Consider the following 21,300-nt stretch of genomic DNA (forward strand, 5'->3'; position numbering starts at 1 on the left):
TTAGCCTCGCGGGGTAGTGTCGTTTGATCCTGGAGAGGGCGGCGGCAAGGGCAGGCCGGGGATTCCCGGTTCCTGGGTAGGAGATGGCGTGGCCGGTTTCGTAGGAGCGGCAGGTTTGTAATTCCACGGAGGCGGAAGCTTTGGATCTGACCAGATGCCGAAGCCGAGACCGCGAGCGCGGCGCTCTATGTCGAAATAGGCCGGTACCTGTGGTTCGCCGGGATAATTGAAAGCGTAGCCGATGCCGTCGGCGATAGCCGTCGCCGCCAGATTTGTTTCTTCAACGAAGCAGTGAGCGAGCAGGGTGCCGTTAGTATCCCGAGTGACGGGGGCGCAGTTCACGTCGCGTTTGAGCGTGCGCAGAATGAGCCAGGCGCGGGCGACCTGGCCGGCAGGCCACTCAACCCCGTCGGTGTTGGCGTTTTGCTCCAGTCTTGGCGCGAGATAACCGGCGATGCGAACGGGCTGTTTCGGTTCCAGAAATTCGATAGTCGAGCCGTCCAGAACCTGCACACGGCCATAAATCTGCTTCGGCAGCATGATGTCGAGTGAACTCTGGGCGAATGCCGGGGTTATGCCAAGGATGGCGCAAGCGACAAGCATAGGACGTGACTTAAGAATGATCATGGTTGTGTGGCCGTAGTCTGCGGCATCTTTTGCTTCTGCTGGTCGAGCAAAACGGCGACGGGATGTGGCATATCAGAATAAGCCCATAGGCCTGTGCGGGCGGTGCGAGCGCCTTCTTCCGCAACGCGGTAGCCGGGTACGATGAGCTGACCCTGCGAGCCGGTGGCGGCAAAGCCCCACCCCTGCGCGATCATGAAGGTTGCCAGATCGTAGCCAGTTTTGCCTGTCGTCGTTTGACAGACGACGAGCATGTTATTGACGTCGAGTTCGTGAACAGTCGTGCACACTGGCTTGGCGTCGCGAATGATAGCTTGCGCCATAATCAGATTGAGCTCGCCGCAATCGCGCTTGACGCCTTGTGAGAGTGTAATCGAGGTGCCGCGGAGGCATGATTGCAAGCCGTAGAGGCGGTAGCGTTTGCCATTCGCAATCCAGCTGTCGCCGCTTTCGAACTGCGCCTCAGTCGGAAATGGCGAGAAGTTTGACGGTGGGGCATTGCCGGCTGGATCTGGTGGCTGTGCTGGAGATCCGGCAGACGGTGCCGGCTGTGCTTGAACTTGAATTGTCGACGGTGAAGTCGGCAAGGTCGGCAGCACGTAAAAATGAACGTATGTGAGCGATCCGGCGATGACAGCAATGAGCATGATTGTCGAGACTCGCATCAATTCATCTGAAGATTGCGATATCGTTCGCCGTAGGGGTGAACGAAGGATGAGTTGGCCCAAATGCCGGCCTTGGCCTTGGCGGCGTCAGATTCAGCGGCAGCATATTCGGGAAAGAGCGGCATGCCGTTGGGTGAACGTGCCGCGAAAGCGAAGCCCTGACGAATGATGTACTCGGAGAGCGGCTGGACGCTATCGTCTTCCTTGATGAAGAAACACTCGGCAAAACGAACGGGTGGATTGCCAGTGTTTGTAGCAAGAAAATGGCATGGAAATGCACCACCTGCAGGTGCCGACGCGGTCTGGAGCGCAGCGTTAAGCCCGGCGAGTGAGATCATCGAGCATGAGGCACTACTGGTACTCATGCGGAGCTGCTGGGTGGAAAGGCATCCCTGTATGCCGGCCAGCTTGATCACGGTGTTGTTTGCATCAATGAATGCGGCACCGGTCAATGCGGCTTCCGGCGTGACGGTTTCGAGCTTGAGTGAATTGATCAATGAAGCTGGATCAAGGGCCGTTTGTGGCCCTGGTATCAGGTCGCGACCTTGCGAATACGCATTCTGATAATAGTCGACAAACTTGGCAGAACTGGGCGACGCCTGCTGCTGGGCAGCGACGTTCGCCGTTGAAGCTGCCAGTGCAGCTAAAATCCTAAGAACTAGTCCGCGCATCTCACCACCGGCTTTTGGAACCGACGACTTTATGCTATAAAAGAAAATTACACGACAGTGCAAGCGGCTAAGCTTGGAAAACGATGGGCAAAGTGCGGTGATTGATAGGTTGACCAAGACAATGGCGGCCGTGGGACGCCTAGCGTTGTGGTCAGCCGTTGCAGCATGGACTGCTGTGAAAGTCCTCCTGTTTCTGGCTGCACTAGCGGTGGTATTGCCATGCATAGCGATCGTTGCATGGTTCGCGCTGTGGATTGGAACGGCATTCATTGATGCAGAGTTGAGCTTCGCAATCGGCGGCTGGGGCAGGGATGTTTACCAATCCTTCTTTTGGATCCAAGTCTGCTCATTGCTGCTTGTCGTGGTTATTGGCGGTTGGCTTTTTAGAGGAGCGCTGTCGGCTACGTTGAGGCCCGAAACTGAAGAAGAAAAGCGGAACCGTTTTGTTAACGACAACCTAATTGCCCAACGGAATCGCCAGGAAGACCAGGCGAAGTGGGAACAATCGATGGGTTATCGCTAAACGCGCCATCTTACGACGAAGAAACCCATCAGTGCCGCGCCAGCCGAGATTGCCAAGCTGGCGAGTGACAGCCAGTATGACCAGCGCAGCAATATGAGACTGATCGGATCTTCGATCTGGCCGATTACCCAATGCAAACCCAGCACGACGGCGAGGAAGAAAGCCGAAGTGAATGCTGCCAGGGCGGCGTTTTCTTCGGCTTTTCTGAGTGTGGCCTCTTTCCAGGACCGGGTGCGCGCGATCGGCGTTGGTACGAAATGCATAAGCGTTTCCACGGCCAGGATCAGCAGGGGATAGAGTGCCAACAGAAGAAACGGGCCGAAAACAAAGAGCCTGACTACGTGCTCGATCTCCCGGAACCTGTTGTCGAGCGGACCGATGAGCCAGTAACCGGCTCTGACCAGAAGTCCCGAAAAAATGATGAAGGCGAACAGCCGCAGGAAAAAGCCGATTGCGCTGGGCGGGTCGGCGGCGCGGCCGCTCAGCACCATGAGGCTCGTGAAGCGCCGCGGCCGTATGGCTGTGCAAGTTTGGCGTCGATGAGCGCCTTGGAAATATCGCCCTGATTTGTCAGAACCGCTACGAGTTTACGTTTATAGCGGTCCTGGCCGAACGGCGTCATTGAGACAATGCCGGATTCAAGCATTGCCTGCAGCTTGTAGGCCGCTGCAACGCCGGTCTGGTACTCATGCTGGCACTTGGCGCCGCCGGCTATCTCGGGCGCATCGATGTCCTTCAGCCGGTATTTTTCTCCGCCATGCCAGAACGTATCGCCGTCCACTACGCATTGTGATCGCTTGCCGTATGAGCAGAGCGGAAATGATCCTGATTGGGCCAGTGCCGGAGCCGGCGCAAGGAGGGCAAGGGAGATGATGGACAGGGTGATCTTTGACATGTCTGCGATTCTTATAATGTGACGATAGTGTAATCGTCAGGGTGTTTGAGCGTCAATCGTCAGTGTCAAATCGCCGAAAGGCTCACTGCGGATCTCCGGACCGAACAGGAGAGGGCCTGAATAGGGCGTTACGGCCGTGAGGTCGCGATGTGTGTCGATGGAGAACGAGATATGCGGCCGGAAAGACGGCAGCCCCCAGCTGGCGCCAGCGAGGCGGTAAGCTGCGTATCGCCGTTGTAACGTTTTGGAGCCGAACGTCAGCACGACCATCTCTCCGAAGCGGCGCACGGATCGCTTACTCGAGCGGCGAGCCATCAAGGGGGCGCAAGACAGGGCTGGCATTGATGACCAGTCAACTGCGATGTGGCTCAGCATGATGGTGACGTGCAGGTCGGAAGCTGGAAGGCAGTCCTGGAAGCCCTCAGCTTTCGCCCATGTCAGGAGGTCCGGACCGTCAAGAAGGGGCCGGCGGACGAACAGTGGCCTTGCAACGGTCCGACCAGGCGCTGCGGTTGCTGGCGCGGGCAATAGCGCCGGATTCTGCTGCCGGCCCCTCCGTTGGCGGGTGGAATTGGGGCCGTTCGTAGCGGTCACAATGGCGCGGCTCAGTTGAAGGTCTGCCGATCGGGCAGATAACAGCGGGCTCGATTCTCCGCGCTCCAGTAAGGCGGACGCCAGGTGTCTTCAGCCTGTGGGGTCGCAGGATCAATGTCGGCCGCGCATGGATGATCTACCGGGATAGGGCGCAAGGGGCGGCCTTTAAAGCTTAGGGGATCAATCGCCGGGTCTGTTTCGACGGTAACAGCGGCGATGACGCCATAGCCGTCCTTGCGCAGCGCACCGATCTGACGGGCATTGTCGATTAGGGAAGCCGTTCGATCCGGATCTCCGGACGCCGTCCACGAGACAGTTTCGGCGGAAATCTGGCGATAGCGGGAGAGGTGGCCCTTGAACTGACCGCGCGTGATCTGGACTTTGGCGATGCGGCTGTTGCGGCCAGGCTCGATGAATTGTGGGGCGTCGGCGAGATCGCGCATTGTTCGGATCCCGCCTGTTTTGATGTGGCGGTCTTCCAGGGCGGATGAGAAGGTGGCCGAGCTGGCGAGAAAGAGACCGTCGATCGCTGAGATCGGGATTGCGTCGAGCGGGTTGCCGGCGAAGGTGCCGAGGGCGCGCATTTCGTCGAGAATGATTTTCCGGGAGGCGTGCGAACTGACGACCGGGAGGAAACAAGGGATAGACAGTCGGGATCATCGCCGCTCATGGTCCAATTGGTTCAAGCGCCGCGTCGATGCGCCGCCGCTCGACCCGTCGCGGTTCCATTTCTATCAGCATGATCCGGTTCGAGGACACTTTCCGGAAACTTTCGAGGTGGTGAGAATGGAATTTGAAGGCACTTCGTTCCGTTCGCCAAGCTGGCAGCGCCTGCCCTGCGTGCCTGCGGCAATACGGGATGGCCAGGCAAATGCGGCACATGCTGTAGTCGCAGGCTTCGCCGCAGTTGAGCGGCGACCGCAGGCTCTCGCCGGATAGAATCCAGAAAAGGCAGGCGAGACATGGAAACGATCATCATGGGAGCGGCGGATGGATGATCTACGAGGCCGATTGGTAGAGATGCGGCGCGTTCTAAAAGCAGGGATCAGCGACGACTGGAGAACGCTTGTCGCACTCCTTGTCGCTGTTGCGTCCGGCATCGCGATTTTCAATGGTTATGACAGGACTTCGTGGCTGCTTGCAATCATCGCCGTGCTGATCTTTCTGTACGAGCACTGGATCAGAAGACGATCATCCAAATAGGGAGAGGGAAGCCGTTCGCGGTTCCAGCAAAGGCACGATTGGGAGATTGGGAAAGACCATGAAACCGTGGGCAATCAGCTTAAATGGCGACATATTGGGTCAAACGCTTCTGGCCTTTGACGGCCAAAGCATCGCCCGCGACAGTCGCGAAGCAATGCGCTTCGATAAGGAGGAAGAGGCGCTCGCCTATATCCGGACAAACGGCCTGAACATTACGCTAGTTGGTAGCGACCCTGTACCCCAATGGGTGATGCCAACTGGCTACACTCACCAGTAGCTCTAGAGTGGCCTGACAGGCACGAACGACGATGGTGAATGGTAGCGGTAGGTGGTTGCGGCTGGGCGCGAAGGAGAGCACATGACTGAAGAAGAGGCGCAGACGCTGTTCTACGAAAAAAGACAGCAGTTGATTGAACACTCTGACGGCAGGATCGGCCATATCATTGGGATCATCTATCCTATTCCGAAAGGCAGTCGTCCTGCAAAGGTAAGCTTCAGGCCGCGCGGCGCCCTCCATGCCGAAGACTGTTCGGCGGATCAGCTTGCCGTCTTCGATGGATCAAGCTCTGTAAACTGATGGCGGCGAGCCGACAGACTGCAATCCGCTTTGGGACGAGGACGCCAAGGACATCGTGCCTGAAAGAAAACCCGGGTGGCAGGGCCACTCATGATCGCGATAATTGAGATTCATGCCCCGGACTAACTGACAAGTTACAAAAAAGGCAGGAGCGAATGAGAAAGACGCCCTTGGACCCGAACGTCGCCGATGTAGCGCCGGAGTCGCATGTGCTCACCGGTTACGATGAGGAGCATTTCGTCACCTATTTGCGACTACTCGATGCGGACGCGGACGACGCAGACTGGCGCGAGGTGGCAAGAATTGTGCTCCATATCGATCCGGACAAGGAACATGACCGGGCAAGGAAGGCATGGGAAACGCATCTTGCTCGTGCGAAATGGATGACCACACACGGTTATCGCTACCTGCTGCAAGGCGGCGCGCCGCATTGAAGACGCCGGCTTATCGTGGTGGAACTCGACGCCGAATCCGAACAGGCGGTTATGGTTGGCACGCGCTCAATCAGTGAGCCGAAAATGGGATAGAGGATGACAGAAGGCGAGAACACAAGCGCGCTGGTGAAAGGTCCGGTATTGCTTGGCGCGCTGCTGATGGTGCTCGGTGGCCTGATGATGGCGTGGCTGCCGGCCGGTGTGGGCTGGATCTTCGGGATCGGCGGCCTGGTCGGATTTGGACTGTGGTGTCTGGCAGCGTATCGCGTCTATAGCGGGAACGTTGACAGATAATATTGCTGCTACGGCAGCGCCTTGAAGATATTCATCCAGAAGCCGTATTCGTCTTCCTGGGCGTCGCACCATGCATGGAAAGCGCAGGTGGCGGCGACGGCCTTGACGTCTGTCATGTCGATTGAACCGCGGCGCAACTGGTGAGCTCTTGAGCGCAACGAGGCGACGACGGTGGGCTCGTCGATGACGGTTTCCAGGAAGCCCGTTAGCGCATTCTGGGCTTGCGCCCGCAGATCGGTCGAGGGGATAGTCGCGATGAAGTCGTCGACTGTCACACTCTCCTCGGGTGGCGGCTCGGAATCCGGTCTTGCGAAGCCGATATAGAGGTGCAGTTCGGCGGCATCGTAGACCAGCTGCCAACGGCCGGTGATATCTTCAGCCAGGGTTCGGGAGATAATGGGCATGGGCTTGTCCTTTTCGCGAAAGGACAGCAGCTTTTGCGAGGGCTGGGTATCACCAGATTCCGGTATGGACACACGACATTGAACAGTGTCGCACCGTGATGTATATACAACGGCATATGCATACGGAGGCCGCAATGGCGCTATCCAGTGATGATCACCGTGAGGCTAGGCTTTTCCGCAACAACAAGAGCCAGGCTGTGCGCATCCCGGCCGATTTCGAGCTCCCCGGCGAAAAGGTGATGATTCACCGCGAGGGAGATCGGCTGATCATAGAGCCGATACGCCGCAAGGATCTGCTGGAAGTGCTGGCTGGTCTGACGCCGCTAGGGCCGGAGGATGAATTTCCCGACATTGATGATGGCCTGCTGCCGTTGAAGGAAATCCATCTTTGAGCACGCTCTACATGCTGGACACGAATATCGTGTCTGAGCTTGCCCGCAGGCCGCAGGGTGTAGTTGCGGGTCGGATTGCCGAGGTTGGGTCGAATGCGGTGTGCGTCAGCATCATCACCGCGGCCGAGTTGCGCTATGGATGCGCCAAGAAGGGATCAGTGAGGTTGCTGGAGCAGATTGAGGCCATCCTCGGGAGTATGCAAGTGCTTGCGCTCGATGTGCCGGCAGACGCCGAATATGGCGGCATACGGGCTGAACTGGAGGCAGCTGGCAGGCCCATAGGACCGAACGATTTATTCATCGCAGCACATGCGTACGCCCTGGGGGCGGTGCTGGTGACAGGCAATACGAGCGAGTTCACACGGATTCGGGAGTTGAAGGTCGAAAACTGGTTGGGATGAAGCTCGACTAGCTGGGAAGCGAATGACCGACCCGTTGGCGGAAGGGAGCGCAAATCGGGTGCTAGATATCTTCCTCCGGTTGGAGGCCTGGGTGTTGTTCTAGCAGGATTCTGATGGCCTCTGGGGCATCGGGATCGCCTGCATCTTCTGCTTCGCGAAAATAGCCGAGCGCCTTGGCGGGCGACTTTTCGCAACCAAGGCCGTCCCAGTAGAGCAGGCCGAGGCAATAGGTTGCAGAGGCGCTGCCTCTCAAGCGAGCATGCTCGTACAGTTCGTTTGCTTTGGCATAGTCGCGCGGGACGATATCTCCCAGCCTGTAACTCTGCCCGAGATTGAAGTATCCGCTCCGATGGCCGTCCTTCGCTGCCATTCTGTACCAGAAGAGTGCCTTGCGCGGATTGCGTCGGCCGCTCACTCCGTTTCGCCAGTCGTAGCCGATGGAAAGCATTGAATTTGCGTCCCCCAGTTCGGCGCCCTTGGTCATGAGTTCGCGGGCTTTGACACCGTCTTTGGGCAATCCGGCGTCGCCTTTTTGGTAGAATTTCCCGAGATTGCCCATCGCGACGGGATTTCCGGCTGCCACGGCGCGTTCATAATAGTTGCGGGCTGCAATCATGTCTTTTGGCAAGCCGTCGCCGTGCTGGGACATGCTGCCCAGATTGTTCAATGCATCGCCGTCGCCGAGTTCGGCGGCACGCATATACCACCCGAGCGCGGCCTTGAAGTTGCGAGGCCTATCTCGATCACCCTGATCGAAAATATCGCCGAGCACATAGGCAGCCTTTCCGTCGCCGGCCTTGGCCAGGGCGGCAAGATCGTTCGGCATCATGTCGTAGAGGTTGTCGGGAGCATTCTGGTGTGCGGGCAATGGCGGCATACGTTCATATTTGCGGTCGGCGCGTCCGTTCAGCCACTTTCGAATTGTATTCAACATGCCTTGAGGAGATCCCCGATCGTGATAAGGCCGGCTGCGTCGCCGGCCTGCTTTGTTATATGGTGAGGTGGCCCCTGATTATTCTGAGAATTTGGCTGATCAGGAGACGACGGTCAATCTGGAGCGCTCGAGGGCGAGATCGAATCCGGTTGGCGCGCCGTTTGTGAGGCGCGGGATGATGACCGGTCGGTAGCAGGTGACGCGTTTCGCGAGATCAGTGATTGCGATTTGGGGTGTGAGGCCGAAGGGTGTTGCGTCGGCGTCTTCCGGGGTTTTGCCGTCGTCGGCGAAGATCATGCAGCGGCCGGCGATGAACGGTGATTTGTCGATGGTGATGAGGCCTGTCGCATAACCTTCGAAGCACAGGGCGTCGTGCCAGGCGAGGTATCTGACGCCGTCGATTTCGAAGGGCAGGACGTCGAATGTTTTGGCGGAGAGGATGAACTGCATCTGGTGACCGGTGTCGTGGCCGAGGCGATCGGCTGGATCGTGGATGGCTGCGATGGAGAGGGTTCCGGTTGTCGGGTCGATGAGGTAGCCGGCGGTTTGGCTTGGCATTTTGGTCTCCGGGTATGGACAATTGTGCTGAAGGCGGGGCGCACGCCCGGCCTTCTCCTTGCCGGCGAAAGGGGGGATGGCGGAAAGCGTCAGCGCAGCGGTGAGGGTGCGCATGGAGGTTGCGCCGCAGGCGCGACCTAGCTGCTGCACCTGAGGCGCAAGGTGGCGCTTTGCGACGGTAAGGGGGGCTTGTCCCCCTTGGGTCGCGTCTTAAGATGATCGTTGAAGATTAGGTTCGCTGGCTGGTCCAGCGAGGCGAATACGGTGGCGGGCAAGCGCGGCGGTGATGACGGCTGCAAGAGCGATCGTCACCCGGATGGGCCGAGACCCGTGTGCGGGGCTCGGTGCCGCAGGCATAGAGCGCGTCCGCGTAGCGGCTTGCACTGGAGTGTAATTTACGGGAAAAGTTGGCGTCGCCGGAACTGGCGTAAGCGAGGCTGCGCCGGCGTGCTTGGCGGGTTCTGGCGATGAAATTGCGGATGGCTCCGCAGCGGGATCAGCAAACGGCGGGGAAATTGGTGCGAATGCTGAAAGCGACGGGAATTCAAGCACTTCTGGCGGAAGATAATCTCATTACATTGGAGCGTACGGCGCACGCGGTACGGACCTGCATGCGCGAATTGCAGATGGAATTGCCGGCCTTGGAGGAAGGGCGATTGGTCCGTCACACCTACGAATGGATGATCAAATCGGGATTTCTGGGTGCTTCTTACGAGCAGATTCTGGAGAAGACCCGGCAAGGGCTGGAAACGGAAATAGATCAAGAAATACAAGGCGTAACGGCGACGGCCTTAATCATAAACGATACCTCCCTTCGGATGCGAAGTAAGCGTTTTTGGTGGCGAATTGAGCAGCATCGCAAGGTCGTGATCGCAGTGCTCTTTGTGCTCTTTGTGATCTTGGCAGGCGTGGTGACGTGGCAGGTCCTGAATTTGTCGGAATCTGCGTCGATTGCGCCGGCGGCAACGGCCATAGAGAAATAGCGGCCGGGAGGCATGTGGACGGACGAAGTGTTCGGCCGGCGGTTCCGAAGGAGCTGCCGGCCGTATTTTCGAGAGTGATTGCGATCATAAAAATTCTACTGTAGTGAAATTCTGACGATATCGGAACGAGGTTTTCGATTTGGCGGAAGACGAGGTTGGCGGCTCAAGGGAAGAGGGGCCGCAGCGCTTTGTGATCCAGGCGGAAGGCGAGGAGAACGTGTTGGCGTTGAGGTTGGCCGAGGCATGCCTCGACGAGAGCAAGGGCGATGTGCTGCGGGCTTTGGTCACTCTGGCTGGACGGGCGCTGATTGCGCAATCGCTGATGTCGACCGGGATGGCGCGGGGAACGGTGAGCATCTGGCCGGAGGAAAAGCAGGATGGTTGAGGCGCGGCAGGCGAGCGTTAACGCGGTGTTTTCGCAGGATTGGTTCCTGGTGCCGGCACAGTTCGATTGTGGGCAGTGCGGGGCGCAAAGCCGAAGCTATGGCGTGGTGCTGGGTCCGATGAGCCAGATCGTTGACGGCGTCATCGACACAGAATGCAGTGTGGGATCCGCGAAGAGTGTGAACCGTCTCGGCATTTACGGCGTGGTGCGCAGCTGGAGGTCGGCCGACTTGCATGGCTGTGATTTTGTGGCGCAGCGGGCGGAGGATCTGTTGCAGCTGCGCGAGGGCGTGATGTCGCTTGTGTGCGAGCATTGCGGCGAATCTGGCGGTCTTGACCAGGTTGCCGATGCGGTGATGGAGAATTTTGTGCAGTGGGGTGCGCAGCGGGCGATGTTCAACGAACGGCAATTGATCGTCGCAGAGGCTGCTGAGACCACCAATTTCCATGATGGTACGATCATTGAGGTGTCGGAGACGATCGGGCCGTCATTCGCGGTTGTAGCGCGTGGTGCGTGCACGGATCCGGGCGGCAAAGATGGGACGGTCGAGTTCATGCTGGATCTGGGTAGTGGTAGCTATGCCTGGTCGGCTCGCTTTGGCGGCAAGGGGGCCAAGACGGATTGGACGGCGGTTGCTGCGATCGGCGGGCGAGAAGTCGGCGTCATGGTCGAGCAGCTCGGGCAGGCCGGCATTGTCGTGAGTTCGCTGAGCTGCACTGATGATGCCGGAAAGGTTTGTGTTTTTGCGTATGAGCAGATCGTCGAAGGTCTTGTGAATGATGGATATGGCTGGTCGGAGAAGGCGGCATAGGATGCGGATTGGTGGACTTATAGCGCTGGCGGCGGCGGGGATTGCATTGACGGCTTGTGCATCAGGGGTGAGGCCACAGACATATGCCGTGTCGCATCCGTGGGCCGGGCTGAAGCTGACGAAATGTCGAGGTTATGGCAATTTCTCGGAGTGCCAGTTGGTGCAGACGACGGTTTCGGCCTATGTCGGGACCTGGTTGGGGCCAGTGCAGCAGAGAAACCGGCGGTTCCAGGCGCTGGGCGATCAGTACCAGTATCAGGTCACGTCCTGCTATGAGATCGTTCGGGTGAACCCGCCCTTGCCGAACTATGTCTGCACGATCGTCGGCTATCGAACTGGAGCCGATGCCGGCTCGGTTTTCGTGAAGGGCGGGACGGCGGTGAAGCTTGCTAAGTATCTCGGGAATCGGGAGCAGTTGCGTTATCGCCGCGAGCGCGATCCTTGGGATCGCAAGGGCGGGTAGATCAGCCTTGATGGCTGTGTGGCGACATGCTGTTTGCGATCTGACAAACAAAAAATGTGACGGTGGTGACATTTTTTAGGCTTGCGCCGCGCGAAAAAGATTCTACTAGAGTGTAAGATAGAGCGCCAAAAACGTTCAGGTCTTACAGATGCGGGCAATGCCAACGAGATGGACGCGCGGTAGCGTCTTGCAATTAGCGGCTGTGGCGCTGTTGTCCACGGCCGCGTCTGGATTCGCGCAGCCGCAGGATTATCCGGCGGTCGTGGTGAGCGTCGATCCGGATTTGGCGCCGCTGAGCGACAGCGCATTTTCACAAAGGTTCGGGGAGGCGGCATCGGCGCCGAGGGCGGCGGCGGCCGATGTTCCGTCCAGGCGCAAGGAGGCGGCACGCTCGTCGGCGAATGTGTTTGCCTATGCGGATGGGCCGATACGGGTTGAAGCACCGCGTGATCTGTCTGTAGCCAAGACGGCGGCAGAAGCGACGGAGCAGCTGGTGACGGGTTCCATCGGCGGCGGCGAGACAGAAGTGCGTCAGGATCTGATAGTCGGCATACCGGAAGAATATGCGGGGCTGATTGTCCAGGCGGCGCGCGACGAGGGTGTCGATCCGAATTTGATGCTGGCGATCGCGCGCACGGAAAACGGCGCGTTTGATCCGCAGGCTGTGAGCAGCGCCGGCGCAATCGGCTTGATGCAGATGCTGCCGGAGACGGGGCAGTCGTTTGGAGCCGAGGATCTGAATGATCCGGTGCAGAATGTGCGGGCCTCGGCACGTTTCCTGAAAGTGTTGGTCGACAAGTACGCCAATCCGGTTCTGGTTGCGGCCGCCTACAATGCGGGCGAGCCGAAAGTGGATGTTCGCACGTCGATGCCGCTCATTCGCGAGACGGCGGACTATGTGACGCGCGTCGTTGGTCTTTACACCAATGCCTACAAGGCAGGCGACATCGGAAAAGTTGGAAAGCCGCGGGGTGGAGTAAGCGCCTCGGGATCAAGGCAGGTTTCAGGTCGCGGCGGAAGTCGTGCGCGATCGTCGATGTTGGTGTTTTCAGCGAACGAGCCCGTCCTTGAGGGGGGCGCCACTGAGGAGCAGGCGCAGGATCCGAATGGTCCTGTGAAAATTAGAAAGGAAGGCAGTCTATGAGCAGCGTAAAGACATTTTGGGCGGGCCTGAAGGACGCCGCTAAGGAAGGGTGGAATTCTCCGCGCAGCCAGAAGCTGGTGGTGCATTCGGTCATGGCGACGGGTACGGCTGGCGTGCTTCTGTTGACATCGATGGAGCCGGCAGCGGCGCAGAACCTTCAGGCTCTTGAGAGCGCGGCACAGCGTGTCGTGCAGTTCTTCACCGGGCCGTTCGGCCGGTCGGTTGGCGCGATCGCCTTCATCGGCATGTTTATGGCGGCGGCGTTCGGCTACTGGAACTGGGGCGCGTTGCTGCGCGTCGGCGGCTCGTTGGCGGGCATGTTCGCGGCGGCCGAGCTGGTCAGCTTCCTGGCTGGTGGTGGTGGCGGTGGCGGCACGCCGTGATGTGACGCGCCATGGCTGAGCAAGACGACATCGAGGAAGTCGAGACGTATCGCGTCATCTTGGCGATGACGCGGCCGCCGACGGTGCTTGGCATTCCGTACAGTTTCTTTCTGGCAGAATGCTTTGTGTCGTTGATGGCGTTTTTGGCGCTGGGGTCGATCCTGTGGTTTCCGGTCGTCTTCACGGTGTTGCACGCCATTTTGTACGTGGCGTGTACGAAGATCGATCTGTGGCTGTTCGACATCATCGCGCGCAAGTCGGCTTGCGGCGTCAATCCGGTTGGCCGCAGGCTGGGCGGTGGTTTGACCACATACGGGAAATGAGATGACGACAGTCGCGGGTGCATTGAGGGGTAATTTGTCGCGCGGATGGGAGATCTTCGCGGACAAGGGGGTGTCGACGCATGTCCCGTATTTTGCGCCGATAGAGAATGGCATTGTGCGGCTGAAGAATGATTGCCTGGTGACGACGATCCGGCTGAACGGGTTTTCGTTCGAGACGGCGGACATCGACTATGTGAATTTGCTGCAGAGGCAGCGCAATTCGGCATTCAGGGCGATTTCGGGCCTGGGCAGCTTTGCGATCTATACGCATGTCATTCGCCATAAGGTGAAGCCGTCCTTGCCGGGCAATTATGCTGATCCGTTCATGGCGCGGCTGGACGAGGTCTATCAGTCGAGCATTTCGAAAAATGAGATGTTCGTGAACGACACCTATGTGTCGGTGGTGGTTCGGCCGGTGTTCAAGAAGGGGTCGTTGCTCAGCCGGATCATGGGCGCCGGCGGTAATATGGTTGCCCGGGAGCAGTTCCGCGCGATGCGTGACAAGCTGGTCGAGGCGACGCGGGCGATGGAAAAGAGCCTGGATGCCTATGGTCCGAAAGTTCTGCGCGATGTGAAGCGCGTTGAAGTGAAGATGCCTGACGGGCGTCGGATTTTCCGCGATATCAGTGATGATATGGTTCTGGAGCCGGACGCGCGGGTTGTGTGGTTTTCCGAGCAGGCCGAGTTTTTCTATACGCTTTTGAATGGTGGCCGGGTGCGGCCGATGTTGCTTGGAGATATGCCGCTGGACGAGATGGTGCCGGCGGCGCGCACGACATTCGGCAATCGCACGATCCAGCTCGAGGGCGATACGAGGGCCGACGATCGCTTTGCGGCGATGGTGTCGCTGAAAGAGTATCCGCCGGAGACCGGCGCCGGCATGCTCGACTTTATCATCAAGCAACCTTTCGAGATGGTGGTGACGCAATCTCTTTCGTTCGTCGACGATCAGTCGGCCCGATACAAGATCGACCGGCTGGATCGCCAGTTGTCGAAGTCGGATGAGGGCGGTTCCTCGATCCAGACGGACTTGGAGTTTGCGCGCGATGCGCTGGCGCGTAAGAACGTCGCCTATGCCGAGCATCATCTGACTGTGATGCCGATCGCCAAGAATATTGACGCCCTTGATGAGGCGGTTGCGGTGATCGGCTCCGAGTTCGGCGCGCTGGGTGCATCCTATGTGCGCGAGGATTGGAATTGCGAGCCGTGCTATTGGGCGCAGCTGCCGGGCAATCAGCCCTATATTGCGCGACGGGCGACGATATCGACGCTGAATTTCGCGGGATTGAGCAGCTTTCACGCCTATCCCTATGGCAAGCCGGACGGCAACCATTGGGGGCCGGCGATCACGATTTTCGAGACGACCTCGGGAACGCCGTTCTTCTTCAATTTCCATCAGGGCGATGTGGGCCATACGACGGTGTTCGGCCCGACCGGCTCGGGCAAGACGGTGATCATGGGTTTCCTGATCAACCAGGCGTACCGGGTCAATCCGAACCTGAAGACGGTGATTTTCGACAAGGATCGCGGCCTGGACATCATGGTTCGTGCCGCCGGCGGCACGTACATGACGCTGGAACCGGGCGAGCCGTCCGGCTGGAATCCGTTCTCGATGGAGAACAACGAAGAGAACCGGGTCTTTTTGTATCGGCTGATCAGCTTCATGCTGAAGCCGAACAAGGAGGGTGAGAACCTGTCGCCGCAGGAAGAGCAGATCATCCGCACGGCGATCAAGAACATCATGTCGACGAGCGATCCGAAGTTCCGGCGCATGTCGGCGCTGCGTTCGCTGTTGTCGGGGTCGCAGCGGACGGAAGCAAGCCTGCAGGCGCGGTTGGAGAAGTGGATTGATGACGGGCAGTACGCCTGGCTGTTCGACAATGCTGAGGACAGGCTGGACATTGCCAGGCCGATGATCGGCTTCGACATGACGAGCATTCTGGATGACCCACAGGTCCGCACGGCGGCGTTGCTCTACATGTTCCACCGGCTCGACCAGATTTATGACGGCAAGACCCCGGTGATCAATCTGATGGACGAGGCTTGGAAGCTGCTTGACGACGACGAGTTCAAGCGCTCGATGAAGGACTATTTCAAGACGATCAGAAAGCGCAATGGGCTGGTGATCTTTGGCACGCAGTCGGCTGACGACGTGGTGAAGTCGAGTGTCTCGCGCACGATCATCGAGCAGACGTCGACCAACATCTTCTTCGCCAATCCGAAGGCCGACGAGGACAGCTATCGCAAGCATTTTGGCTTGTCGGCGGCCGAATTCCGCTGGGTGAAGGATGGTGATCCATCGCAACGCTACATGCTGATCAAGCATGCGCGTGACAGTGTGATTGCGCGTGTGGACATGAGCCACATGATGGATTTCGTGAAGGTGTTGTCGGGCCGTGAGGACACGGTGCGGCAAGTCGAAATGCTCAGGGATGAGCATGGCGATGATCCGCGCGGGTGGTTGGACAAGTTCTGCGATTGGAGAGGGAAGGGCGATGATGCACGCAAGACTGCTTAAATCGGCGACGGCATGGCTGCTTTCGGGCGCCATGCTCGCGTCCACGGCGTCATATGCACAGGTGCCGGTGATCGACGGTGCGCGGCTGACGATCCAGAAGACGACGCAGCAATGGTACGACCAGTACCAGAAGAACCAGCGCACGACGCGCGGCAATGCTGGCGACACGACGAACAGCTTCGCGCCGGGGCAGGGCACTGGCGGGATGGATTGCTCGTCGTTCGGCGGCGGCAATGGATGGGGCGGCCAGGTTGGCCCGAACAATCCGCGCAATGCCTCGCAGGAACAGGTCCGGCAGATGGTGGCGGAGGAGGCGCGGCGCCAGGGCGTTGACCCGAATTTCGCGATGGCGATTGCCGAGCAGGAATCGCGGTTCCGTCAAAGCGCGGTTTCGCCGGTCGGGGCGCGCGGCGTCATGCAGTTGATGCCGGGGACGGCCAAGCAGCTGGGCGTGAACTCTTATGACATGCGCGACAACATCCGCGGTGGCGTGAAGTACCTGAAGCAGATCATGGCGATGTATCCTGGTCGGCTGGATCTTGTGGCGGCTGGTTACAATGCCGGTCCGCACAGGCAGTCGCTTCGCAATGGCAAGATCCCGCCGTTCAAGGAGACGCAGGATTATGTGCGCAAGGTGAGCGGCTATTACGAGCGTAACAAGCAGCAGAATGGCGACCAGACGCCGACGGGCAACCCGACGCCGGAGACGGTTTCGGCCGAGGCTGGTTGCGGCGAGGCCCTGAAGGAGGCGATGGACCGCAACACCGAGGCGCAGGTTGCTCGGGGACAGGAGTGGAATGCACTTGTCGGCAAGTCGCTCGAGCTCAACAAGCTGAAGCAGCAGTCGATGCTCGATCAGCTGAAGGGCGCGTCGGCGAGTTTGCGATCTTCAGGTGCTGGAAGTGACGATAATAGGTTTGGCGACGGCTCGGGCGAGATCGCTATGCACGAGATCCAGTGCCCGTCGTCTGTGGTCAATACTGGATCGACGCGGTGCTATGCGGTGCCGCCGAATGCATCGAGCGCGGATGTCGGGCGGATGCTGGCATATTTGCAGGAGCAGGCGCGCATCCAGGGACTGGAGTCGTCATTCGCGGCAATTGAAGACAATGTGGTTGGTTTGGTGACGGTTGTTGATAGCCGTCGGACACAGTGAGAGCGGAAGGAAAACAGGTCATGAAGAAGATTATTCTCTCGAGTGCAATCGGGCTGCTGGCATCGACGGCCGTGGCTTATGCGCAGGTGCCGGTGACGGATGCCATGAACATCCAGGTCAATCAGCAGATCCAGCAACTGACGTCGCAGATTCAGTCGGACACGACGGTCATCAAGGACAACACGACGCGGACGCTGCAGGCGATCACGGGTGATCGCACACAGGATGCCGGTCAGTTCTCGTCGCTGGCGACAGGAAGCGGCTTCTCGATGGGCCAGGCGCCTGACTTCGGCTCGATCCTGCAGGGCAATCAGGCGTCGTTTGGCGGCATTGGTGGGCAGTTCCAGAACATGGCAGCGCAGCTGATCAACGGCCTGAACCTGGTCAAGATGGTTAAGGATGCTGCGACTGGTGGCGAGCTTTCTGGCGCAAACAATGCTTACAATCAGGGCGTCCAGACGGTCACGACGTTGACAGCGATGACGGACGCAATGAACGCGGCTTCTAAGGAGCGCACCACCGCCTTTACCGGTGCCGCCGGCCAGATTGGCAAGGCGCAGGATTTGAAGGGTGCGCTGGAGCAGAACACGCAGATGGTGTTGCAGGGCAACCAGACAGCCAATGAGGCGGTGGGAGCTTTGAACAACTCGGTAGTGTTGGAATCACAAAGATATCGCGCGGCGTTGGCAGCTTCGTCACAGTCGTTGAAGACATTCTCTAAACTGCCGAAGAAAGGTGCGGGCGGGCAACAATCGAATGGCAAATCTGTCCGCGAACAGCTTCAGGAGTTCGAGGTGCAGTCGCAGTGAAGTATCTGATCGTACTGGCAATAATGGGTTGTGCGGCTCTGAGCGGCTGCGCAACCAAAGAGCTTTTGGCGAAATGTTCCGCCGATGAGAGCCCGGTAGCCGCGACGGCTTTTGCCGACGAGGGAAAGCCCGAAAATGCGGGCTTGGTGGCTGTGCAGCAGCTGGCGGACGATTGCGGGCCAATGAGGCCAGTCAATCAATTCTAGTCTGAAAGTACGGTAAATGGACCCAAGGCGCGCGTTAGTCGATTTCTACTCGGCAGCATTGCAGTATTTTAACGAGATAAACGCCGCGACGATCGGTCGTGCGTGGGGCCTATTTGCGGAGCATTCGGGCCTTGTCTCGTCGATATTGGCGCTCTTCCTGATACTTTACTTTATGTGGGGAGCGTTGGGGCGCTCTCACATCAGCGTGCAGGACATGGCGGTTACCGGCTTCAAGGTCGCGCTCGCTTACGCGTTTGTGATGTCTTGGGCTTTGTTCCACGAGAATGTTGGAAAGCTGCTTCTGGAAACGCCAGAACAGCTAGGCGCGGCTTTGTCAGCTCGAATGGGGGGCATTAGCGGCGGTACCAACATGGCGGATCAAGTCGGATTGGTGGCACAAAAGGTCTATGATTTCACGATGGAATTGTTTGCCGCTCATGAATCTGCCGCATGGCCAAACATCGTGGGTTCTTTGATCGTATTTATGGTGTTGGGCTTTGGGTTAATTCCGATGCTTTTGGTGCTTACCGGTGTAACATTGTTCGCCAAGATGATTGTAGCAGTTATGCTAGCGATCGGTCCTATAGCAATTTTATGCTACTTCTTTCCGATCTCAAATTTTGTGTTCGGAGCATGGGTAAAGGGGATCGCTTATGGCATGTTTGCCTTGCTGTTCACATACGTAATGGCAGGTTTTGCATTTGGGTTCATTCAGACATTTATCGATAAGATTAATACGGGAATGGCGGTAGAAGAGAGCGCCTTAGGCATCGCGATGGCGATGATTGCCTACATGCTTCTAGTTACTTTCTTCATTTTTAAAGTGCCGGATTTTGCACAAACATTTGCGTATGGCACTGTGATGTCTAACGTACTTCCTGGTGATGGCGGGCGGAGTGCTGCTGTCAGTGGAGCAACAAAAGTGGCGGCTGTGGCAACAGGAGGCAAGGCCGCTGTTGTCGCCGGTGCGGCTGGCGCCGCTTCCGCAGGTCGAGCCGCCATGGCAGCGGGTAGGGGTGGCGCTACCATGGGCCGTATGCTTGCCAATCGCATGAGAGGCCGGGCAGGTTAGAGATAGCGTGGTGCTGTTGCGGCATTGCATCACTTTTCGCTTTTCTTCTACTCTAGTGTAATTTAGGGTGCCTGTGGCATTGCCTCAGGCTCTAAGGTTTGACGGTGATTCTCGAAATCGATGCGGAGATGAATTCGAGTGGCGTGGTTCAAAAAAAAGGCGGCGACGGAGCCTGAGGGAAAAGTAGCGGGGCCTGAAGAAATCTATCAGCAACACCAGACATGGGGGGCGAGGCAAAAGTCACTCATGTCGCTGCTGGCGGTGGCTCTTGCGGCTGCTGGTGCAGCTGGATGGGTCGTAGCAGGAATTTCGGTCTATGCGTCGTCACAGCTGTTTCCGCTGAAGACGGTCGAAGTCGTTCCGCTGATCGTTGATAAGAATACCGGCTACATGGAGACGGTGACAACGCTGGAGAAAGACAAGTCGGTGTCTGAGCTCCAGGCGGTGAGGGCGTCATTCGTCGGCAACTATGTGATCAAGCGCGAAAGTTATGATCCACGCTATGTCGCTGACGCGTTCGATACGATCGCGATCTGGTCCGATCCGAACGGCAAAGCCTATCGCGACTACGAAGACCTGATGAACCCTGGCAATCCGCGCTCGCCGATCAAAGAAATTGGCGCGCAAGGAGACATCAAGACCAATTTGCTGTCTGTCAATCCGCTCAATGACACGACCATGAACGTGCGCTTCGAAACGGAGGAGCGCCGCCAGGGCGGCATGGCGAAGGTCGATAGGTGGTCGGCGACTGTTCGTTTTCGCAGGGCCAATCTTGAGATGAACCAGAAGGTTCGCCTGCTCAATCCTCTTGGTTTCGTGGTGACAGACTACACCAAGGTTCCGGAAATGATGCCGTCGGGGCTGCCTCAATGAGGCGGCTAGGGCTGGCAGTTTTAGCAGTAGCGCTGAGTGCGCCGATAGCGCATGCAGAGCTGCTGGCGCGGCCGGGCCGATATGATCCGCGCATTCGCTCTGTGCCATATTCTTCGGAGCAGGTTTTTGTCGTCACCGGCACCTACGGCATGGTCACGACGATCCTGTTTGGATCGGACGAACTGATCACGCAGGTCGTTGCCGGCGACACGGTGTCGTGGCAGATCCTGACCTCGGCGGATCGGCGATCGCTGACGCTGAAGCCGATGGAAAAGGACGCTCCGACCAATTTGTCGGTAATCACGACGAAGCGCACCTATTCGTTCGAATTGTTGGTGAATGACTCGAAGAACGCGAGGAACCAAACATACAAGCTTCGATTTCATTACCCCGAAGAAGCGGGAATGAAGGGCATGGCCGAGCTTTGGGAGCAGGCCCAGGAAGCTCAGAAGAACCCCAACATCAAAAATATTCGTCGCGACAAGGTCAATTACGACTACGGCTTCAAGGGTGATGCTGGCGCGAAACCGGTCTGGGTGTTCGATGATGGCATCAAGACGTTCATGAAGTTTTCCGGCGATACGCCGGCGATCTTTACAGTCGACGGTGAACGTCGGGAATCGCTGATCAATTATCGCCGCGAGCAGGACTACATCGTGATCGATGCTGTTTCGCGGCAATGGACTTTGCGCTTCGGCACGGAGACGGAAACCTGCCTGTTCAATTTGCGCACTGCGCCGGCGGATGTCCCGGCGCCCATCGAGGGTGTGGTTGGACCGCGCCCGATCGGAAAGGGCCGCACGGTCACGTCACCGGCGAACTCTGACAGAAGCTCGACGAGGTAGGCGATGTCGGATCCTCACTACAGTCACAGTATCGAGAACGAGAGGGCGATCGGCGGCGCTGTGAGGCGCCGCGGCATGGGCATTGGCAAGCCTTTGGCCGTCGCTGTAGCCGCACTCGGTGTCGGCACGGTGCTCTATTTGCTGTTTTCATCACCGGTAG

Annotated in this window: 29 protein-coding genes and 1 pseudogene; 21 read left to right on the forward strand and 9 right to left on the reverse strand. The window is 58.3% G+C overall.

Annotated elements, in window-relative coordinates:
* From NDO48_RS19010 to NDO48_RS19020, 3 genes are read right to left on the reverse strand one after another with little or no spacing between them, the layout of a single operon-like run.
* Complete coding sequence (locus NDO48_RS19010) at positions 1 to 627, reverse strand: thermonuclease family protein (protein ID WP_267322082.1); 627 nt, start codon at positions 625 to 627, stop codon at positions 1 to 3.
* A complete protein-coding gene (locus NDO48_RS19015; protein WP_267322083.1) occupies positions 624 to 1,271 on the reverse strand; it encodes a thermonuclease family protein in 648 nt (215 codons plus the stop codon). The genes NDO48_RS19010 and NDO48_RS19015 overlap by 4 nt, the downstream gene beginning before the upstream one ends.
* Positions 1,272 to 1,288: 17 nt before the next feature.
* Positions 1,289 to 1,960: a nuclease gene (locus tag NDO48_RS19020; protein ID WP_267322084.1), complete on the reverse strand. Its 672-nt coding sequence runs from the start codon at positions 1,958 to 1,960 to the stop codon at positions 1,289 to 1,291.
* 73 nt (positions 1,961 to 2,033) lie between these two features.
* Between NDO48_RS19020 and NDO48_RS19025 the strand changes: the two genes are divergently transcribed.
* Entirely contained in the window at positions 2,034 to 2,483 is a 450-nt protein-coding gene (locus NDO48_RS19025; RefSeq protein WP_267322085.1) for a hypothetical protein, read from the forward strand.
* On the opposite strand, the gene NDO48_RS19030 is transcribed toward NDO48_RS19025, so the two are convergent.
* The 3 genes from NDO48_RS19030 to NDO48_RS19040 form a co-directional block, all read right to left on the reverse strand.
* Positions 2,480 to 2,974, reverse strand: coding sequence for a hypothetical protein (locus tag NDO48_RS19030; RefSeq protein ID WP_267322086.1), 495 nt, complete (start codon positions 2,972 to 2,974; stop codon positions 2,480 to 2,482). The genes NDO48_RS19025 and NDO48_RS19030 overlap by 4 nt on opposite strands.
* Complete coding sequence (locus NDO48_RS19035; protein ID WP_267322087.1) at positions 2,965 to 3,378, reverse strand: thermonuclease family protein; 414 nt, start codon at positions 3,376 to 3,378, stop codon at positions 2,965 to 2,967. Before NDO48_RS19035 ends, NDO48_RS19030 begins: the two co-directional genes overlap by 10 nt.
* A gap of 605 nt (positions 3,379 to 3,983) precedes the next feature.
* A complete protein-coding gene (locus tag NDO48_RS19040; protein ID WP_267322088.1) occupies positions 3,984 to 4,556 on the reverse strand; it encodes a hypothetical protein in 573 nt (190 codons plus the stop codon).
* 406 nt (positions 4,557 to 4,962) lie between these two features.
* Here NDO48_RS19040 and NDO48_RS19045 point away from each other — a divergent pair, with 406 nt between their 5' ends.
* The 5 genes and pseudogenes from NDO48_RS19045 to NDO48_RS19065 all read left to right on the forward strand — a co-directional run bounded on the left by NDO48_RS19045 (position 4,963) and on the right by NDO48_RS19065 (position 6,480).
* Positions 4,963 to 5,175 carry a hypothetical protein gene (locus tag NDO48_RS19045; protein ID WP_267322089.1) on the forward strand — a complete coding sequence of 71 codons (213 nt, stop codon included), beginning with the start codon at positions 4,963 to 4,965 and terminating at the stop codon, positions 5,173 to 5,175.
* A 58-nt stretch (positions 5,176 to 5,233) separates the two neighbouring features.
* A complete protein-coding gene (locus NDO48_RS19050; protein WP_267322090.1) occupies positions 5,234 to 5,452 on the forward strand; it encodes a hypothetical protein in 219 nt (72 codons plus the stop codon).
* Between the two features lie 81 nt (positions 5,453 to 5,533).
* Entirely contained in the window at positions 5,534 to 5,752 is a 219-nt protein-coding gene (locus NDO48_RS19055) for a hypothetical protein (protein WP_267322091.1), read from the forward strand.
* 140 nt (positions 5,753 to 5,892) lie between these two features.
* Positions 5,893 to 6,186, forward strand: a pseudogene (locus tag NDO48_RS19060) (DNA -binding domain-containing protein); the annotation flags it as partial.
* Between the two features lie 96 nt (positions 6,187 to 6,282).
* Positions 6,283 to 6,480: a hypothetical protein gene (locus NDO48_RS19065; protein ID WP_267322092.1), complete on the forward strand. Its 198-nt coding sequence runs from the start codon at positions 6,283 to 6,285 to the stop codon at positions 6,478 to 6,480.
* Between the two features lie 8 nt (positions 6,481 to 6,488).
* Here the strand turns inward: NDO48_RS19065 and NDO48_RS19070 are convergent, their stop codons facing one another.
* Entirely contained in the window at positions 6,489 to 6,884 is a 396-nt protein-coding gene (locus NDO48_RS19070) for a hypothetical protein (protein WP_267322093.1), read from the reverse strand.
* A 134-nt stretch (positions 6,885 to 7,018) separates the two neighbouring features.
* Between NDO48_RS19070 and NDO48_RS19075 the strand changes: the two genes are divergently transcribed.
* Together NDO48_RS19075 and NDO48_RS19080 are read left to right on the forward strand one after the other, a co-directional pair.
* On the forward strand, positions 7,019 to 7,276 hold the full coding sequence (locus NDO48_RS19075) for an antitoxin (RefSeq protein WP_267322094.1): 258 nt from the start codon (positions 7,019 to 7,021) through the stop codon (positions 7,274 to 7,276).
* Entirely contained in the window at positions 7,273 to 7,677 is a 405-nt protein-coding gene (locus NDO48_RS19080; protein ID WP_267322095.1) for a type II toxin-antitoxin system VapC family toxin, read from the forward strand. The genes NDO48_RS19075 and NDO48_RS19080 overlap by 4 nt, the downstream gene beginning before the upstream one ends.
* 61 nt (positions 7,678 to 7,738) lie before the next feature.
* Here the strand turns inward: NDO48_RS19080 and NDO48_RS19085 are convergent, their stop codons facing one another.
* Positions 7,739 to 8,611, reverse strand: coding sequence for a tetratricopeptide repeat protein (locus tag NDO48_RS19085; protein WP_267322096.1), 873 nt, complete (start codon positions 8,609 to 8,611; stop codon positions 7,739 to 7,741).
* 99 nt (positions 8,612 to 8,710) lie between these two features.
* A complete protein-coding gene (locus NDO48_RS19090; RefSeq protein ID WP_267322097.1) occupies positions 8,711 to 9,169 on the reverse strand; it encodes a hypothetical protein in 459 nt (152 codons plus the stop codon).
* Between the two features lie 524 nt (positions 9,170 to 9,693).
* Between NDO48_RS19090 and NDO48_RS19095 the strand changes: the two genes are divergently transcribed.
* The 13 genes from NDO48_RS19095 (at position 9,694) to NDO48_RS19155 (ending at position 21,140) form a co-directional block, all read left to right on the forward strand.
* On the forward strand, positions 9,694 to 10,152 hold the full coding sequence (locus tag NDO48_RS19095; RefSeq protein ID WP_267322098.1) for a hypothetical protein: 459 nt from the start codon (positions 9,694 to 9,696) through the stop codon (positions 10,150 to 10,152).
* 139 nt (positions 10,153 to 10,291) lie between these two features.
* Positions 10,292 to 10,537 (forward strand): hypothetical protein, encoded by a 246-nt coding sequence (locus tag NDO48_RS19100; protein ID WP_267322099.1) that lies wholly within the window; start codon positions 10,292 to 10,294, stop codon positions 10,535 to 10,537.
* Positions 10,530 to 11,348, forward strand: a complete 819-nt coding sequence (locus tag NDO48_RS19105) for a hypothetical protein (RefSeq protein ID WP_267322100.1) — start codon at positions 10,530 to 10,532, stop codon at positions 11,346 to 11,348. Before NDO48_RS19100 ends, NDO48_RS19105 begins: the two co-directional genes overlap by 8 nt.
* Before the next feature lie 157 nt (positions 11,349 to 11,505).
* On the forward strand, positions 11,506 to 11,811 hold the full coding sequence (locus NDO48_RS19110) for a hypothetical protein (RefSeq protein ID WP_267322101.1): 306 nt from the start codon (positions 11,506 to 11,508) through the stop codon (positions 11,809 to 11,811).
* A gap of 202 nt (positions 11,812 to 12,013) precedes the next feature.
* Complete coding sequence (locus NDO48_RS19115) at positions 12,014 to 12,955, forward strand: lytic transglycosylase domain-containing protein (protein WP_267322102.1); 942 nt, start codon at positions 12,014 to 12,016, stop codon at positions 12,953 to 12,955.
* Positions 12,952 to 13,338, forward strand: coding sequence for a TrbC/VirB2 family protein (locus tag NDO48_RS19120; protein ID WP_267322103.1), 387 nt, complete (start codon positions 12,952 to 12,954; stop codon positions 13,336 to 13,338). The genes NDO48_RS19115 and NDO48_RS19120 overlap by 4 nt, the downstream gene beginning before the upstream one ends.
* 11 nt (positions 13,339 to 13,349) lie before the next feature.
* Positions 13,350 to 13,661 (forward strand): VirB3 family type IV secretion system protein, encoded by a 312-nt coding sequence (locus tag NDO48_RS19125; RefSeq protein ID WP_267322104.1) that lies wholly within the window; start codon positions 13,350 to 13,352, stop codon positions 13,659 to 13,661.
* 1 nt (position 13,662) lies between these two features.
* Complete coding sequence (locus tag NDO48_RS19130) at positions 13,663 to 16,179, forward strand: VirB4 family type IV secretion/conjugal transfer ATPase (RefSeq protein WP_267322105.1); 2,517 nt, start codon at positions 13,663 to 13,665, stop codon at positions 16,177 to 16,179.
* Positions 16,157 to 17,335, forward strand: a complete 1,179-nt coding sequence (locus NDO48_RS19135; RefSeq protein ID WP_267322106.1) for a lytic transglycosylase domain-containing protein — start codon at positions 16,157 to 16,159, stop codon at positions 17,333 to 17,335. Before NDO48_RS19130 ends, NDO48_RS19135 begins: the two co-directional genes overlap by 23 nt.
* Before the next feature lie 20 nt (positions 17,336 to 17,355).
* A complete protein-coding gene (locus NDO48_RS19140) occupies positions 17,356 to 18,144 on the forward strand; it encodes a conjugal transfer protein (RefSeq protein ID WP_267322107.1) in 789 nt (262 codons plus the stop codon).
* 222 nt (positions 18,145 to 18,366) lie between these two features.
* Entirely contained in the window at positions 18,367 to 19,422 is a 1,056-nt protein-coding gene (locus NDO48_RS19145; protein ID WP_267322108.1) for a type IV secretion system protein, read from the forward strand.
* Between the two features lie 138 nt (positions 19,423 to 19,560).
* On the forward strand, positions 19,561 to 20,295 hold the full coding sequence (locus NDO48_RS19150) for a virB8 family protein (protein ID WP_267322109.1): 735 nt from the start codon (positions 19,561 to 19,563) through the stop codon (positions 20,293 to 20,295).
* Complete coding sequence (locus NDO48_RS19155) at positions 20,292 to 21,140, forward strand: TrbG/VirB9 family P-type conjugative transfer protein (protein ID WP_267322110.1); 849 nt, start codon at positions 20,292 to 20,294, stop codon at positions 21,138 to 21,140. Before NDO48_RS19150 ends, NDO48_RS19155 begins: the two co-directional genes overlap by 4 nt.
* The last annotated feature ends 160 nt before the right edge of the window (positions 21,141 to 21,300 follow it).

It is taken from the genome of Aminobacter sp. MET-1, assembly GCF_026521175.1.
In the GTDB taxonomy this organism is placed as follows: domain Bacteria; phylum Pseudomonadota; class Alphaproteobacteria; order Rhizobiales; family Rhizobiaceae; genus Aminobacter.

Bases quoted from the DNA above. Each gene is read 5' to 3' on its own strand.
- NDO48_RS19055 (WP_267322091.1), top strand. From the start codon at position 5,534: ATGACTGAAGAAGAGGCGCAGACGCTGTTCTACGAAAAAAGACAGCAG.
- NDO48_RS19155 (WP_267322110.1), top strand. From the start codon at position 20,292: ATGAGGCGGCTAGGGCTGGCAGTTTTAGCAGTAGCGCTGAGTGCGCCG.
- NDO48_RS19050 (WP_267322090.1), top strand. From the start codon at position 5,234: ATGAAACCGTGGGCAATCAGCTTAAATGGCGACATATTGGGTCAAACG.
- NDO48_RS19040 (WP_267322088.1), bottom strand. From the start codon at position 4,556: ATGCGCGCCCTCGGCACCTTCGCCGGCAACCCGCTCGACGCAATCCCG.
- NDO48_RS19095 (WP_267322098.1), top strand. From the start codon at position 9,694: ATGCTGAAAGCGACGGGAATTCAAGCACTTCTGGCGGAAGATAATCTC.
- NDO48_RS19105 (WP_267322100.1), top strand. From the start codon at position 10,530: ATGGTTGAGGCGCGGCAGGCGAGCGTTAACGCGGTGTTTTCGCAGGAT.
- NDO48_RS19120 (WP_267322103.1), top strand. From the start codon at position 12,952: ATGAGCAGCGTAAAGACATTTTGGGCGGGCCTGAAGGACGCCGCTAAG.
- NDO48_RS19020 (WP_267322084.1), bottom strand. From the start codon at position 1,960: ATGCGCGGACTAGTTCTTAGGATTTTAGCTGCACTGGCAGCTTCAACG.
- NDO48_RS19090 (WP_267322097.1), bottom strand. From the start codon at position 9,169: ATGCCAAGCCAAACCGCCGGCTACCTCATCGACCCGACAACCGGAACC.
- NDO48_RS19145 (WP_267322108.1), top strand. From the start codon at position 18,367: ATGGACCCAAGGCGCGCGTTAGTCGATTTCTACTCGGCAGCATTGCAG.
- NDO48_RS19015 (WP_267322083.1), bottom strand. From the start codon at position 1,271: ATGCTCATTGCTGTCATCGCCGGATCGCTCACATACGTTCATTTTTAC.
- NDO48_RS19140 (WP_267322107.1), top strand. From the start codon at position 17,356: ATGAAGAAGATTATTCTCTCGAGTGCAATCGGGCTGCTGGCATCGACG.
- NDO48_RS19135 (WP_267322106.1), top strand. From the start codon at position 16,157: ATGATGCACGCAAGACTGCTTAAATCGGCGACGGCATGGCTGCTTTCG.
- NDO48_RS19070 (WP_267322093.1), bottom strand. From the start codon at position 6,884: ATGCCCATTATCTCCCGAACCCTGGCTGAAGATATCACCGGCCGTTGG.
- NDO48_RS19035 (WP_267322087.1), bottom strand. From the start codon at position 3,378: ATGTCAAAGATCACCCTGTCCATCATCTCCCTTGCCCTCCTTGCGCCG.
- NDO48_RS19045 (WP_267322089.1), top strand. From the start codon at position 4,963: ATGGATGATCTACGAGGCCGATTGGTAGAGATGCGGCGCGTTCTAAAA.
- NDO48_RS19010 (WP_267322082.1), bottom strand. From the start codon at position 627: ATGATCATTCTTAAGTCACGTCCTATGCTTGTCGCTTGCGCCATCCTT.
- NDO48_RS19030 (WP_267322086.1), bottom strand. From the start codon at position 2,974: ATGGTGCTGAGCGGCCGCGCCGCCGACCCGCCCAGCGCAATCGGCTTT.
- NDO48_RS19125 (WP_267322104.1), top strand. From the start codon at position 13,350: ATGGCTGAGCAAGACGACATCGAGGAAGTCGAGACGTATCGCGTCATC.
- NDO48_RS19065 (WP_267322092.1), top strand. From the start codon at position 6,283: ATGACAGAAGGCGAGAACACAAGCGCGCTGGTGAAAGGTCCGGTATTG.
- NDO48_RS19130 (WP_267322105.1), top strand. From the start codon at position 13,663: ATGACGACAGTCGCGGGTGCATTGAGGGGTAATTTGTCGCGCGGATGG.
- NDO48_RS19075 (WP_267322094.1), top strand. From the start codon at position 7,019: ATGGCGCTATCCAGTGATGATCACCGTGAGGCTAGGCTTTTCCGCAAC.
- NDO48_RS19085 (WP_267322096.1), bottom strand. From the start codon at position 8,611: ATGTTGAATACAATTCGAAAGTGGCTGAACGGACGCGCCGACCGCAAA.